At 61.9% G+C, this 14183-nt stretch carries 12 protein-coding genes; all 12 read left to right on the top strand.

Features of this window, described 5'->3' with window-relative positions; all coding sequences use genetic code 11:
• The first annotated feature begins 64 nt into the window (after positions 1-64).
• The 12 genes from V3W40_RS08630 to V3W40_RS08570 all read left to right on the top strand — a co-directional run bounded on the left by V3W40_RS08630 (position 65) and on the right by V3W40_RS08570 (position 14163).
• Complete coding sequence (locus V3W40_RS08630) at positions 65-724, top strand: ABC transporter ATP-binding protein (protein ID WP_065923765.1); 660 nt, start codon at positions 65-67, stop codon at positions 722-724.
• Positions 721-3183, top strand: coding sequence for an ABC transporter permease (locus V3W40_RS08625; RefSeq protein ID WP_330214844.1), 2463 nt, complete (start codon positions 721-723; stop codon positions 3181-3183). Before V3W40_RS08630 ends, V3W40_RS08625 begins: the two co-directional genes overlap by 4 nt.
• Positions 3184-3259: 76 nt before the next feature.
• Positions 3260-4351: a lipocalin-like domain-containing protein gene (locus V3W40_RS08615; RefSeq protein ID WP_330214933.1), complete on the top strand. Its 1092-nt coding sequence runs from the start codon at positions 3260-3262 to the stop codon at positions 4349-4351.
• Between the two features lie 137 nt (positions 4352-4488).
• On the top strand, positions 4489-5484 hold the full coding sequence (locus tag V3W40_RS08610; RefSeq protein WP_330214843.1) for a hypothetical protein: 996 nt from the start codon (positions 4489-4491) through the stop codon (positions 5482-5484).
• A 2-nt stretch (positions 5485-5486) separates the two neighbouring features.
• Complete coding sequence (locus V3W40_RS08605; RefSeq protein ID WP_330214842.1) at positions 5487-5864, top strand: hypothetical protein; 378 nt, start codon at positions 5487-5489, stop codon at positions 5862-5864.
• A gap of 2 nt (positions 5865-5866) precedes the next feature.
• On the top strand, positions 5867-6223 hold the full coding sequence (locus V3W40_RS08600) for a hypothetical protein (RefSeq protein WP_330214841.1): 357 nt from the start codon (positions 5867-5869) through the stop codon (positions 6221-6223).
• A gap of 149 nt (positions 6224-6372) precedes the next feature.
• Positions 6373-7839, top strand: a complete 1467-nt coding sequence (locus tag V3W40_RS08595; protein WP_330214840.1) for a hypothetical protein — start codon at positions 6373-6375, stop codon at positions 7837-7839.
• Positions 7840-8055: 216 nt separating this feature from the next.
• Positions 8056-8979 (top strand): substrate-binding domain-containing protein, encoded by a 924-nt coding sequence (locus tag V3W40_RS08590; RefSeq protein WP_330214839.1) that lies wholly within the window; start codon positions 8056-8058, stop codon positions 8977-8979.
• A gap of 63 nt (positions 8980-9042) precedes the next feature.
• The gene (locus tag V3W40_RS08585) at positions 9043-10551 is read left to right on the top strand and encodes a sugar ABC transporter ATP-binding protein (protein WP_092485698.1); all 1509 of its coding nucleotides are present in this window, start codon (positions 9043-9045) and stop codon (positions 10549-10551) included.
• Positions 10517-11509 (top strand): ABC transporter permease, encoded by a 993-nt coding sequence (locus V3W40_RS08580; RefSeq protein ID WP_065923803.1) that lies wholly within the window; start codon positions 10517-10519, stop codon positions 11507-11509. Before V3W40_RS08585 ends, V3W40_RS08580 begins: the two co-directional genes overlap by 35 nt.
• A gap of 25 nt (positions 11510-11534) precedes the next feature.
• Positions 11535-12626 carry an alcohol dehydrogenase catalytic domain-containing protein gene (locus V3W40_RS08575; RefSeq protein WP_065923773.1) on the top strand — a complete coding sequence of 364 codons (1092 nt, stop codon included), beginning with the start codon at positions 11535-11537 and terminating at the stop codon, positions 12624-12626.
• 4 nt (positions 12627-12630) lie between these two features.
• Entirely contained in the window at positions 12631-14163 is a 1533-nt protein-coding gene (locus V3W40_RS08570; RefSeq protein ID WP_065923774.1) for an FGGY-family carbohydrate kinase, read from the top strand.
• Positions 14164-14183: the final 20 nt, after the last annotated feature.

The raw sequence follows: 14183 nt of genomic DNA, 5'->3' as shown, positions 1-14183 counted from the left end.
AAATTTGCGTGGCCTTGATCCTCAGCCGTTATTCTCGATTGCCAGCCATCAGATGAGTGTTCCCATGTTGCAGGTGCAAGGTGTCTTCAAAAGCTACGCCACCCCCCAAGGCCCGTTGGCGGTGTTGGCGGGGGTCGACCTGCACCTGGGCGCGCGCAGCAGCCTGGCGTTGATGGGTGAGTCCGGCAGCGGCAAGAGCACCCTGCTGCATCTGGTTGCCGGGCTTGATCGGGTGGACGGCGGCAGCATCGAGGTGGGTGAGCAGCGCCTCGACCGGATGAGCGAGGCGCAACTGGCCCACTGGCGGCGTACCGAGATTGGCCTGGTGTTCCAGCAGTTCAACCTGATCGGCAGCTTGCGCGTCGACGACAACCTGGCGTTCCAGGCCCGCCTGGCGGGGCGTTTTGATCCGCAGTGGCAGGCGCAATTGGTCGAACGCCTGGGCCTGGGGGACTTGCTCAAGCGCTATCCGGAACAACTCTCGGGCGGCCAGCAGCAACGGGTGGCGGTCGGGCGGGCGTTGGCCTCGCGCCCAGGTTTGCTGTTGGCCGACGAGCCCACCGGCAACCTCGACGAAGCCACCAGCGACGAGGTCCTGCAACTGCTGCTGGACCTGCTGCGCGACAGTCCCACCAGCCTGTTGATGGTCACCCACAGCCCACGCATCGCCGCCCGACTGGACCGGCAAGTGGTGCTGCATCATGGACAGGTCATGCCGACGTGAGGGTGTTTTACTGGACCTTGCGTGCCTTGCTCAGCCATTGGCGACGGCATCCGGTGCAGTTTTTCAGCGTACTTACCGGCCTGTGGCTGGCCACCGCGCTGCTGACCGGGGTGCAGGCCCTCAACAGCCAGGCCCGCGACAGTTACGCGCGCGCCAGCCAATTGATCGGCGGCGAACCCCAGGCCAGCCTGAGTGCGCCGGACGCCGCCAGTTTCGCGCAAACGCTGTTTGCCCAACTGCGTCGTGCCGGGTGGCCGGTGTCGCCGGTGGTGCAGGGGCGGCTGCAACTCAAGGGGCATGAGGACGTACGCCTGCAGTTGATGGGCATCGAACCATTGTCGTTGCCCGGCAGCGGCGCGGTGGCGGGGCAGCGCCTGAGCCAGGCGCAGATGCTGGCCTTCTTTGAACCGCCGGGTCTTACCTGGATTGCGCCGCACACCTTGCAGGCCCTGGGACTGCGTGAGGGCCAGCAACCGCTCACGCTGAATGGGCAGCGCCTGCCGCCGTTGCAGGTCCAGGCGGATATGGCGCCCGGCCTGTTGCTCACCGATATCGGTTTTGCCCAGCCGCTGCTGGAGATGCCCGGCCAGCTATCGCGCCTGCTGGTGGACAAGGCCTTCGCCGCTCGCCATCCCACACCGCCCTCCGGGCTGCAGCTCAAGCAGGGCGAGGAGAATAACCTCGCGCGGCTGACCGAGAGCTTTCACCTGAACCTTGATGCGCTGGGTTTCCTGTCGTTTGTGGTGGGGCTGTTTATCGTGCACGCGGCCATCGGCCTGGCCCTGGAGCAGCGGCGCGGGTTGTTGCGCACCTTGCGCGCCTGCGGGGTGAGTGCGCGGATGTTGATCCTCGGCCTGGGGGTGGAGCTGGGGGCGTTGTCGCTGTTGGGGGGCGTGCTCGGCGTCGCCAGTGGTTACCTGCTGGCCAGCCTGTTGCTGCCGGATGTGGCCGCCAGCCTGCGTGGCTTGTATGGCGCCGAGGTGCCGGGCCAATTGAGCTTGAGTCCCTGGTGGTGGGCGGCAGGGTTGGGCTTGAGCCTGCTCGGCGCCTTGCTTGCCGGCGCCAGCAGCCTATGGCGCGCGGCGCGTTTGCCGTTGCTGGCGCTGGCCAACGCCCAGGCCTGGCACGAGGCCCATGGGCGCTGGTTGCGGCGCCAGGGCTGGGTCGCGGCTACGGCCTTGCTGATCGCGTTGTTGGCGTTATGGCTGGGCGACAGCCTGGCGGCGGGCTTTGTGTTGATGGCGGCCTTGCTGCTCGGCGCCGCCCTGGGCTTGCCGGTGCTGCTCAATGGCCTGTTGGAGGCGCTGCTGGGGCGCAGCCGTTCGGTACTCGGCCAGTGGTTCCTGGCTGACTGCCGTCAACAACTGCCGGCCCTGAGCCTGGCGTTGATGGCGCTGCTGTTGGCCCTGGCCGCGAATATCGGCGCGGGCTCCATGACCTCAGGCTTTCGCCACACGTTCAACAACTGGCTGGAGCAACGCCTCACCGCCGAGCTGTACCTCAACCCGCAAACCCCGGCCCAGGCAGAGCAACTCAGCGCCTGGCTGGCGCAGCAACCGTTGGTGCATACCGTGTTGCCCACCTGGCAGATCGCGGTGCAATTGCAGGGCTGGCCGGCGGATCTGTTTGGCGTGGTCGACGACCCGACCTATCGCCAGCACTGGCCGTTGTTGGAAGCGGCGAGCGCGCCGTGGGACCAGTTGCAGCAAGGCGAGACCCTGATGCTCAGCGAACAGCTGGCGCGGCGGCTCGGGGTGACGCTGGGTGATACGGTGAGCATTCCCACGCCCCAGGGTGTGTGGTCGCCGACCGTGGTGGGGGTGTACGCCGATTACGGCAACCCCAAGGGCCACGTGCTGGTCAATTCCCGGCACCTGCTGGCCCGCTGGCCGACACTGGCACCGGCGCGTTTCAACCTGCGGCTGTTGCCGCAGGACGTGGCGCCGCTGGTGGCTGAAGTGCAGCGCGCCTTTGCCCTGGAAGACAGCCGTATCGTCGATCAACAGCAACTCAAGGGCTGGTCGAGCCAAGTGTTCGAGCGCACCTTCGCCGCCACCGCCGCGCTCAACAGCCTGACCCTGGGCGTGGCCGGCGTGGCACTGTTCATCAGCCTGCTGACCCAGAGCCAGAGCCGCCTCGGCCAACTCGCCCCGCTGTGGGCATTGGGGGTGACGCGCAGGCAATTGATGCTGCTGAACCTGGGGCAAACCTGGCTGCTGGCGGTGCTCACGTTGCTGCTGGCGTTGCCGCTGGGCCTGTTGCTGGCGTGGTGCCTGGACGCGGTGATCAACGTGCAGGCCTTTGGCTGGCGCCTGCCGTTGCAAGTGTTCCCGTGGCAGCTCGCACAATTGCTGGGGCTGGCGCTGCTGGCCACGTTGTTGGCGTCGGCTTGGCCGCTGTGGCAGCTGTACCGCAGCCGTCCGGCGGATTTGTTGAGGACGTTTGCCCATGAAGATTAAGCCCCTGTTCCTGGCTGTCCTCTCTGTAGGAGCGAGCTTGCTCGCGAAAAACCCGAGAGCGCCGCGTGCAGCCGGAATGCCCGCGTTATCGTTGACGTTTTTCGCGAGCAAGCTCGCTCCTACAGGGCTTCTTCTGTTGCTGTTAGGCGCGTGCGACCAACAACCTGCGCCGCCGGAAAGCTTCGCCGGCCTGGGCAGTGACGCGGCCGACTTTGCCCAGGTGCTGCCCGGCAAGGTCTTCAGCTTTCCCGAGGACCACGGCCCCCACGACGGCTTTCGGATCGAGTGGTGGTACGTCACCGCCAACCTCAAGGACGCCCAAGGCAATGTATTCGGCGTGCAATGGACGTTGTTTCGCAACGCCCTCAAGGCCGGGGCGACGCAGGCGGGCTGGCACGACTCGACCGTATGGCTCGGCCACGCCGCCGTCACCTCTGCCACCCGCCACTATGCCGCCGAACGCTTCGCCCGCGGTGGCGTCGGCCAGGCCGGGGCGCAGGCCGCGCCGTTCAACGCCTGGATCGACGACTGGAATTTTGCCAGCCAGCCCGGCGCCGCGAGCGCCTTGGCGGACATGCAACTCAAGGCCAGCGGGGCGCAATTTGCCTACGACCTGCGCCTCACCTCCAGCCGGCCATTGGTGCTGCAAGGCGACCATGGCTACAGCCGCAAATCCGATCAGGGCCAGGCGTCGTACTACTACAGCCAACCTTTTTTTACCGCCGAGGGCAGTGTCAGCATCGACGGCAAGACGTATCAGGTCAGCGGCCCCGCGTGGCTCGACCGCGAATGGAGCAGCCAACCGCTGACCGCCAGCCAGACCGGCTGGGACTGGTTCTCCCTGCACCTGGACCGAGGCGAGCAACTGATGCTGTTTCGGGTGCGGCAAACCGACGGCGCGTCCTACCTGACCGGCACCTGGATCGACCGCGAAGGCCACACCCAGACCCTGCACAACGCCGACATCCAACTGGCACCGCTGGACACCACGGCGATTGACGGCCGCCAGATTCCCACACGCTGGTCGCTGAAAATTCCCGGCAAGCAGCTGGATATCACCACCCAGGCCGTCAACCCCAAGGCCTGGATGAACCTGAGTATTCCGTACTGGGAAGGGCCGGTGCGGTTTGAGGGTGGGGTGGGGTACCTGGAGATGACCGGGTATTAGGGTTGTTTCTGTAGGCGCTGTTTCTTCGTGAAGTAGGCAACTTCCCAAATGCAATTCAGCCCACCTGCGCTTGTGTTCGGGGTGTAGGTGCTTGCTTATATTTCGACGCCATATTCTTTGCATCCCGGATGTAAGGCATGGCGCAGAGCTATATCAACGACCGCACAACGGACTACATCCATTTGAAATCCCGCCTCATGGGCGGCGCCCCGAGCCAGCAGCGCTCCGATCATTTTGATGTGCTCAACCGGCACCTGCGCCCCGGTCTGGTCGCGCCGGGTCAATTGGTGATTATTCCCGATCCGTACAGCGTGAGCTGTTCGAGCGAGGAAGCCTGGTTGATGCGCCATGCCGAAACAGTTCGGCGCAATCTGGAAATGGATACCTCGGCGGGCAGGGAGTTGATCGGCAACTATGACTTGCTGCAGAGCTTCATGGCCTACGGATCGATTGGTATCGGCAGTGCGACATCGGCCTGGTCGCGGCATCTGAATGAGGTGGCGCAGACCCTGGAGGACATCGAGGGGTTGCATCAGCGCTTGAAGGACGGTGCGTTGGACCGGGATGGCTTTATCAAACAGCGCCAGGCTTTGTTCCGGCGCTTGGATCTGCAACTGCAAGGCGCGGCACGGTTCGGCACGGGGTTGCAGGGCAATGAGTCGTTGAAGAAGGTGCTGGGGATTTCGACCAAAAGCTATCTGCATAAAGGCGAGATTGCGGGGTATGCACGGCGCATGCGCGAGATTGCGCAGATGTCCAAGTGGCTGGGTAACGGGACTCTCATTGGGATCGCGCTGGACGTGGGCGTGACGGGGCTGGAGATCAAGGAGGCGTGTGTGACGGGACGGGAGGCGCAGTGCAGGAGGGTGAAGTATGTGGAGACGGGGAGGTTGGTGGGGGGAGTGGCTGGGGCGGCCGGAGGTGCGAATTTCGGCGCTAAACTAAGTCGACGGGCATGCAATATCTTATTAGGCATTGCGGCTAAAGGGCGTGGTGAGCTGATCTGTAGCGTTATCGGAGGTGCTGCGGGAGGGGATGCAGGGGGCAATTTGTTCGGCGATGGCGGCGCGTTTCTGGGTGGGCAGATCCTAGAGGTCAATGGTGATTTGATATTCCAGCCAGAGGGGGCTTAGCCATGAGTTTTTTTCTGGCTTACACCATTGTGTGGTTTGTTGGGATGTTGGTTCTCGTGGGACTGATGCTTTTTGCCGAATATACGAAACTCGACGAGCTGGAAAGTTACTTCAGTGAAAATGAAAAGGTCTGTAGGCATAAGCGTTTTTGGAAAAAAAATCAGCGACTCGACCGGTTTCATCGCATGGGGTTGATGATCGACATCCTGTCAATGCCCAAGGCCTTCCTGAAAGCAGGTCTCGTAACTAAGGCCGAACTGGCATCTGTTCCTTTAGCGCTTAAGCGATGGGCATTGTGGCCTTATCGTGTTGCTTCCATTTGGTTTGTCGCCTCCTGCGTTTGGTACGTCTGGTTCAATTGGTGGCCAGAGTGGACTTAACGATGGATTGTTTTTTCGTCTACACCCTTGTGATGATCATTGGAACGTTCGTTGTTTTGGGCCTGATGCTATATGCCGGGCATACAAAGCTCGACGAGCTGGAAAGTTATTTCAGTGAAAACGCGGAGGTTCGTAAATATTGGCAACGCTGGGAACGAAACCAGCAGCTCAATCGGGGTAATCGCATGGCGCTGTTGATTGACATCCTTCGCACACCAAAACGCTCCGTGAAAGACGGTCTTGTGACCGAGGTAGAGCTAGCCGCCATCCCCCTTGCCCTCAAGCGTTGGGCCGTATGGCCTTATCGGCTTGTGATGTTTTGGGCTGTCAGTTGGGGCTTTTGGGGTACTTGGCTCTAAAGAAAGCCAGCTTTTTCCTAAACGTATTTTTCCTTAAAGCCACATTCCCCTGAAAAAATACTGTACATGCATCCAGTAATATCCTACATTCCATCCCAGGTGACCGGATGTCACCTGACCTTCAGTTTTTAACTATGGATGGATAAAAAATGAAATCGAAAAAAGCCTTTATGCTGGGCGCGGCCATGGCGGCCTCCTGCTTCGTTTCGGCCTTCGCCCTGGCCGAGCAATACCCTTCGCAGCCCACCCCCAAACTGAGTGCACAGGCGGTCAAGCAGGCCGCGGAAAAAGCCCTCAAGTCGGGCGGTACGCTCGAAGCCAAACCCATCTCCGCGCAGTTGCAGCAAAAACTCAAGGCGGCGATGACGGTCAAGGCGGCCGCAAAATCCAAGGCCGTGGCCAGTCAACCGGCAAAAACCACCACGGTTGCCACCGCTGACAGCGAACTGAAGAAACCCGCCCAGGACCAGTTGAAAACGGCGGTTGCCGAATTCGTGCCGCTGTTTCCGACACTGGACGTCAATACCCTCTACACCATCACCGATGTGCAGACAGGCCAGGAGTTTCCCTACCACTTCAACCTGCCGCAAAGTGCTCGCGTGCTGGTGCAACTGATTGACCAAAGTGCCGGTGCCAATATGTCGCTGAGCCTGTTCCGGGATGACGGCCAGGGCAATCCGCAACTGATCGGTACCTCCGACAACGCGGGCAATGCCGATGAGTTCCTGGATGGCGTGCTGCCGGCGGGGGATTATTACTGGTACATGGTGGCCAATGAGGCCACCGACGCGCAGTTCAGTTTTGGCGTGGCGGTGGACACCAACATCGATACCTATGAACCCAACGACACCCCGCAAGCCTCGTTCGTGCTGCCCGACGCCCTGAACAAGGTGACGGGCAATCTCGACAACCCGGATGATGTCGACTACTTCGCGTTCCAGGCCACCCGTGGCCAGAACGTGGCGATGTCCCTGAGCGATGACAAAAAAGAGGTGAGTGACCAGTGGATCTTCGAGCGTCTGGAAGGTAACAACTGGGTCCAGGTACCGGTCGGCGATGACCTGGTTGCCTCCGGTCTGGCACCTGGCTATGTGGCGCAAGTGCGGGTTCGTGCCAACCCTGGCGTCACCCAGGATCCGAGTGTCCAATACAACCTGACCTTGGGTTCGGCGCCTCAGTTGAAGAGCTTCGACGTGAAGGGCGACAACATTGTGCGGGTACCGGTGTCGGTGTTCCCTCTGGCAACGCAGACCGCGCGCACGTTGAACTGGTCGACCCAATGGGCCGACTCCACGGGCGTGCCGCTGCTGGGGGTAACGCCGATCCTGCGCGTCGACAAACGCTTTGACGGTGCCGAGTTCCATTGGACCGACTTCAAGGCCACCACCAACAGTGCCGGCGCGACCCTGGCCAGCGCCTCCCTGGGTGAGTGCTTCGGCGACTACCGTGTGGTAATCCCGGACAGCAGCACCGGCGTGGCGTACAACTGGGACACCACCTTCAACTTCGGTGGCTGGCGCATCGAGCTGGATGAGTTCCAAGGTGTGGGAGTGGGCGGCGATAACGTCCCTTACGTGAGCCTGGGGCACATCTGCACCCAGAACATCACACACTGATACATCGCGATAAATGAAAGGGGCAGCCGGAACCGGCTGCTCCTTTTTTTCGTTTCGCCAACGCTCGTTTCGGCGACAGGCTCGCCACCGGCGATCCCACATTTGTTCGGGACTGACCAACGGCCTCTTGCACCGGCCTGGTTTCCTTGCTAGTTTCTCGCAAAATGTTAACGATAACATTTGCTCTAAAAATAAAAACAAAACAGAGACCACGCCATGAAAATGCTCCCGAAAACCCTGTGTTTATTGGCTGTAAGCATCACCCTCGGCAACGCTGTACCGGCGTTCGCCGACGCCCCCAAGCCGATCCGCATCGGCGCGTCGTTCCAGGAAATCAACAACCCCTATTTCGTCACGATGAAAAACGCCCTGGAAGAAGCCGGCGCGAGCATCGGTGCGAAACTCATCATCACCGATGCCCGCCACGACGTGTCCAAGCAGGTCAGCGACGTGGAAGACATGTTGCAAAAAGGCATCGATATCCTGCTGATCAACCCCACTGATTCGGTAGGCGTGCAATCGGCCGTCAAGTCCGCCCACGCCGCCGGTGTCGTGGTGGTGGCGGTGGACGCCCAGGCCGAAGGCCCGCTGGATTCATTCGTCGGTTCGAAGAACTTCGACGCCGGTTTCCAGGCGTGTGAATACCTGGCCCAGCACCTCGGCGACAAAGGCAATATCGCCATCCTCGACGGCATCGCCGTGGTGCCGATCCTGGAGCGCGTGCGCGGTTGCAAAGAGGCCGTGGCCAAGCACCCGGACATCAAGATCGTGAGCGTCCAGAACGGCAAGCAGGAGCGTGACCAGGCGCTGACCGTCACCGAAAACATGCTGCAGGCCCAACCCGGCCTCAAGGGCATTTTCAGCGTGAACGACAACGGCTCCCTCGGTGCGCTTTCTGCCATTGAGGCCAGCGGCCTGGACGTGAAACTGGTCAGCGTCGACGGCGCGCCGGAAGCGATCAAGGCGATCCAGAAACCCGGCAGTAAATTCATCGCCACCTCGGCCCAGTACCCCCGTGACCAGATCCGCCTGGCCCTGGGTATTGCCCTGGCCAGGAAGTGGGGCTCGCAAGTGCCCGCCACTATCCCGGTGGACATCACTCTGATCGACCAGGCCAAGGCCAAGGACTTCAGCTGGTAAACCGCCCAGGCCCCTCGGCATGCGTGGGGCCCTGGTCATCCTTCTGAGCGAGAGGTCGGCGGCATGAGCAGTCTTCTGAAGCTGGAAAATATCTGTAAGCGTTACCCGGGGGTGCAGGCCCTCAAGTCCATCAACCTGCAAGTCGAGCGCGGCGAGATCCATGCCTTGCTCGGCGAAAATGGCGCGGGTAAATCAACCCTGATGAAGATCCTCGGCGGCGTCGAGCATCAGGACGAAGGGCGCATCCTCATCGACGGCCAGACACAACGTTTCGCTACTTACCGCGACGCAATCGCTGCCGGGATCGGTATCGTGTTCCAGGAGTTCAGCCTGATTCCCTACCTCACGGCGGTGGAAAATATCTTCCTCGGCCATGAGCTGAGCAACCGCTTTGGCCTGCTGCGCAAACGCGAGATGGCCGAGGCCGCCGAGGCGTTGTTCCAGCGTTTGGGCGTGAGCATCGACCTGCATTGCGCGGTCAAGCATTTGAGCGTGGCCGAGCAGCAATTCGTCGAAATCGCCAAGGCCCTGGCCCTGGATGCGCGTTTGCTGGTGCTGGATGAGCCCACCGCGACTCTGACGCCCAGCGAGGCCGAACTGCTGTTCGAGATCATGCGTGAGCTCAAGCGTCAGGGCGTGGCGGTGATTTTTATCTCCCATCATCTGGAAGAGATTTTCCAGGTGTGCGACCGCATCAGCGTACTGCGCGACGGCGGCAACGTGGGCGTGACCGATGTGGCCGACAGCGATATCGACCGCCTGGTGGAAATGATGGTGGGCCGCCGCCTGGAATGCAGTTTCCCGCCCAAGCCCGGCGCCGAACGCGGTCCGTTGTTGTTGGAGGTCAAGGACATCCAGCTCGTGCGTAACGGTCCGCATAACAGCTTTCAACTGCACAAGGGCGAGATCCTCGGCTTTGCCGGTCTGGTCGGCTCCGGTCGCACTGAATTGGCCCTGGGCATGCTCGGCGCGCTGCCGTCGGTGAGCAAAGAGGTGTGGCTGCGTGGTGAAAAAATCCGCCTTGACGACCCGGCCCAGGCGCTGGCCCATGGCATCGGGCTGCTGCCGGAAAGCCGTAAGAGCGAAGGGCTGATCACTGATTTCAGCATTCGCGAAAATATTTCCCTGAATAACCTGCCCAAATACCAGAACGCCGGCGGCCTGATCGACAAGGCCAAGGAGTGCGCCAGCGTCGAGGCATTGATGAAGCAGCTGTCGATCAAGGCCCCGAGCGGCGAAAGCCGAGTGTTCAACCTCAGCGGCGGCAACCAGCAAAAGGTGGTGATCGCCCGCTGGATCAACCACCACTGCGATGTGCTGGTGTTCGACGAGCCCACGCGCGGCATCGACGTGGGCGCCAAGGCACAGATCTACGCGCTGATGCGCAGCCTCACCGAACAGGGCTACGCGATCATCATGATTTCCTCCGAACTGCCCGAAGTCATCGGCATGTGCGACCGCGTCGCCGTGTTCCACAAGGGCGCGATCGTCAAGGTCCTGGAAGCGTCCGCCGTCAATCCTCAAGAGGTCATGCGCCATGCAACAGGGGGCTCAAGTGAATACGTCCATTAACCGCGCTGACACCGCTCGGCTGCGCCTGAACCTGGCGCGGCTGGTGCGCTCGCCGGCGTTCTATCCGTTCGTGGGGCTGGTGGTGGTGACCCTGGTGATGATCCTGGCCAGCGACACGTTCCTGACCGCCAGCAACCTGTCGAACATCGCGCGCCAGGTATCGATCAACGCGATTATCGCGGTGGGCATGACCTGCGTGATTCTCACCGGTGGCATCGATTTGTCGGTGGGGCCCGTGATGGCGTTGTCCGGCACGCTGACGGCCGGGCTGATGGTCGCGGGGCTGCCGCCGGGGCTGGCGATAGGTGCCGGCATGCTGATCGGCGTGGCGTTCGGCATCGGCAACGGTCTGTTCGTGGCCTACCTGCATATGCCGCCGATCATCGTCACCCTGGCGACCATGGGCATCGCCCGGGGCCTGGGCCTGATGTACACCGACGGCTATCCGATTTCCGGGTTGCCGGACTGGTTTGCTTTTTTCGGTCGCGAAAGTGTGTTCGGCATCCAGGTGCCGATCCTGATCATGCTGATCACTTACCTGGCCGCCTACGTGCTGCTGCAACACACGCGCATCGGCCGCTACATCTACGCCATCGGCGGCAATGAAGAAGCCGTGCGTTTGTCCGGCGTGCGCGCGGCGCGCTTCAAGTTGCTGGTGTACGGCATCAGCGGCCTGACCGCCGCGATTGCCGGGCTGGTGCTCACCTCACGCCTGATGAGCGGCCAGCCGAATGCCGGCGTGTCGTTCGAATTGGATGCGATTGCCGCCGTGGTACTCGGCGGCGCGTCGATTGCCGGCGGGCGTGGGGTGATTGTCGGCACCTTGCTCGGCGCCATGCTGCTCGGGGTCTTGAATAACGGATTGAACATGCTCGGGGTGTCGCCCTACGTCCAGAGCGTGATCAAGGGCGGGATCATTTTGCTGGCGATTTTCATCAGCCGTCAGCGCCATAAATAAACTTCTCTCATACAGGCCAACCATCATGGACAAGCACACCCAAATGCAAGCCGTCGTCTGCCACGGCCCCAAAGACTACCGCCTGGAACGCATCGGCAAACCCCAGGCGCGGCCCAATGAACTGGTGATCCGCATCGCCGCGTGCGGCATCTGCGCCAGTGACTGCAAGTGCCACTCGGGCGCGGCGATGTTCTGGGGCGGCGACAACCCGTGGGTCAAGGCGCCGGTGGTACCGGGCCACGAGTTTTTCGGTTATGTGGAGCAAGTGGGGGAGGGCGCCGAGGAACACTTCGAGGTACAGGTGGGCGACAAGGTTATCGCCGAACAGATCGTGCCGTGCGGCAAGTGTCGTTTCTGCAAGTCGGGTAAGTACTGGATGTGCGAAGTGCACAACATCTTCGGCTTCCAGCGTGAAGTGGCCGAAGGTGGCATGGCGCAGTACATGCGCATTCCCAAGACCGCCATTGTGCACAAGATTCCCGCGTCGGTTTCGCTGGAAGATTCGGCGCTGGTGGAGCCGATGGCCTGCTCGATCCACACCGTCAACCGTGGCGATATCCAGCTTGACGACGTGGTGGTGATCGCCGGTGCGGGCACCCTCGGGCTGTGCATGGTGCAGGTCGCGGCGCTCAAAACACCGAAGAAACTGGTGGTGATCGACATGGTCGATGAGCGCCTGGAGCTGGCGAAAAAATTCGGCGCCGACGTGGTGATCAACCCGGCACGGGACAACGCCCGCGAGATGATCAATGGCCTTACCGACAATTACGGCTGCGACGTCTACATCGAAACCACCGGCGTGCCGGCTGGCGTCACCCAGGGCCTGGACCTGATCCGCAAGCTTGGTCGGTTTGTCGAGTTCAGTGTGTTCGGCGCCGAGACCAGCGTGGACTGGTCGATCATCGGCGACCGCAAGGAGCTGGACGTGCGTGGCGCCCACCTCGGCCCTTACTGCTACCCGATTGCCATCGACCTGTTCGAGCGCGGACTGGTCACCTCCAAGGGCATCGTCACCCATGATTTCCCGCTGGATGACTTTGCCGAAGCCTTTGAGCTGGCCAATTCGACGAAGTCGATCAAGGTGTTGTTGAAACCGGTGCTGCCATCCCAGGAGTAGCAGCATGAACTACGTGATGGGTGTGGACATAGGAACCCAGAGTACCAAGGCGCTGCTGGTGGATGCTCAAGGCACGATCATTGCCCAGCACCGCCAGGGGTATAGCGTGGATACCCCCAAGGTGCGCTGGGCGGAGCAATGGCCGCAGGTCTGGCTGGATGCGGTCGAGGCCTGCGTGGCGCAATGCATGGTCAAGGCCGGAGTGGCCAAAGACCAGGTCAAGGCGCTGTGCATCAGCAGTCTGTATGGCGGTTCGGGCATCGCGGTGGATGGGCAGATGACACCGTTGCACCCCTGCCTGATCTGGATGGACCGCCGCGCCGGCGAGCAGGTGGCGTGGGTGCGCGAGCATGTCGACCTGGATCGTCTGTTCACGATCACCGGCAACTCGGTGGACAGTTATTACGGTTTCACCAAGATGCTCTGGCTCAAGCAGCACCAGCCCGCGGTCTGGGCGAAAACCCGCTACTTGCTGCCGCCCAACAGCTATATCAACTGGTGCCTCACGGGTGCGCTGGCGGTGGACCATAGCAGCGCCGGCAATATCGGCGGGGTCTACGATGTGGCGGCGCGGGGTTGGTCCGAAGCAATGCTCGCGGCGCTGGATATACCGTTGGCGATGATGCCGCAGCGACTGTTGTATTCCGGCGAAGTCGTCGGTGGTTTGCTTGAAGACTGGGCCACGCGCCTGGGCTTGCAGGCGGGCACGCCGGTGCTTGCCGGTGGCGTGGACGCGGCCATGGCAACGCTGGCTGCCGGCGTCACGCAGCCGGGCAACCATGTGGCGATGATCGGTACCAGTATGTGCTGGGGCTACCTGAACCAGCAGGTGGAGGCGCACCACGGCCTGGTCAGCATGCCCCATGTCTACAACGGCCACCGGGACCTGTACATCTTCGGTGGCGCGATCACCGCCGGGGCGTCGGTGAGCTGGTTTCGCGAACAGTTCTGCCAGGCCGAGGAACAACAGGCCAAGGCCAGCGGTCAGGACAGCCTGGTCCTGCTGGAACAGAGCGCGATGAACATTCCGGCGGGCAGCGAAGGGGTGTTGTTCCTGCCGTACCTGATGGGCGAGCGCAGCCCGGTGTGGGACGACCGCGCCAGCGGCAGTTTTGTCGGGCTGAACCTGTATCACAGCCGTATCCACCTGTACCGCGCGGTATTGGAGGGGGTGAGTTTTGCCCTGCGCCATAACATCGAGGCGGGTACTCGTGGCGCGCACTCGTTGGACCCGCGCTTGATCGTGGTAGGGGGCGCGAGCCATTCGGATTTGTGGATGCAGATCATCGCGGACGTCACGCGGTTACCGGTGTACACCATTGTCCAGGAAGTCGAGGCCGCCTTGGGCGCGGCGTTGCTGGCGGCGCATACGGTGGGGCTGGTGAGTGATGGGGAAATGGATAAAGGGTGGGTGCACCTGGCGTTGCGGGCTGAGCCCAAAGCGGAAAACGTCGAGGCGTATGACCGGGTGTTCGCCGAGTATCTGAAACTGTATCCGGCCCTGAGACCGATCATGCACAACCTGCAAGCCACCTGAATCAACACGGTCCAAAAGTG

Source organism: Pseudomonas sp. AM8, from assembly GCF_036346475.1.
GTDB classification, from domain to species: Bacteria; Pseudomonadota; Gammaproteobacteria; order Pseudomonadales; family Pseudomonadaceae; genus Aquipseudomonas; species Aquipseudomonas marginalis.
The sequence above is the reverse complement of the archived record's forward strand: the minus strand, read 5'-3'. Positions and strand labels throughout refer to the sequence as shown.

Coding starts and splice junctions, on each gene's coding strand:
- V3W40_RS08630 (WP_065923765.1), top strand. CDS start 65: ATGTTGCAGGTGCAAGGTGTCTTCAAAAGCTACGCCACCCCCCAAGGC.
- V3W40_RS08615 (WP_330214933.1), top strand. CDS start 3,260: ATGCCCGCGTTATCGTTGACGTTTTTCGCGAGCAAGCTCGCTCCTACA.
- V3W40_RS08610 (WP_330214843.1), top strand. CDS start 4,489: ATGGCGCAGAGCTATATCAACGACCGCACAACGGACTACATCCATTTG.
- V3W40_RS08605 (WP_330214842.1), top strand. CDS start 5,487: ATGAGTTTTTTTCTGGCTTACACCATTGTGTGGTTTGTTGGGATGTTG.
- V3W40_RS08600 (WP_330214841.1), top strand. CDS start 5,867: ATGGATTGTTTTTTCGTCTACACCCTTGTGATGATCATTGGAACGTTC.
- V3W40_RS08595 (WP_330214840.1), top strand. CDS start 6,373: ATGAAATCGAAAAAAGCCTTTATGCTGGGCGCGGCCATGGCGGCCTCC.
- V3W40_RS08590 (WP_330214839.1), top strand. CDS start 8,056: ATGAAAATGCTCCCGAAAACCCTGTGTTTATTGGCTGTAAGCATCACC.
- V3W40_RS08585 (WP_092485698.1), top strand. CDS start 9,043: ATGAGCAGTCTTCTGAAGCTGGAAAATATCTGTAAGCGTTACCCGGGG.
- V3W40_RS08580 (WP_065923803.1), top strand. CDS start 10,517: ATGCAACAGGGGGCTCAAGTGAATACGTCCATTAACCGCGCTGACACC.
- V3W40_RS08575 (WP_065923773.1), top strand. CDS start 11,535: ATGGACAAGCACACCCAAATGCAAGCCGTCGTCTGCCACGGCCCCAAA.
- V3W40_RS08570 (WP_065923774.1), top strand. CDS start 12,631: ATGAACTACGTGATGGGTGTGGACATAGGAACCCAGAGTACCAAGGCG.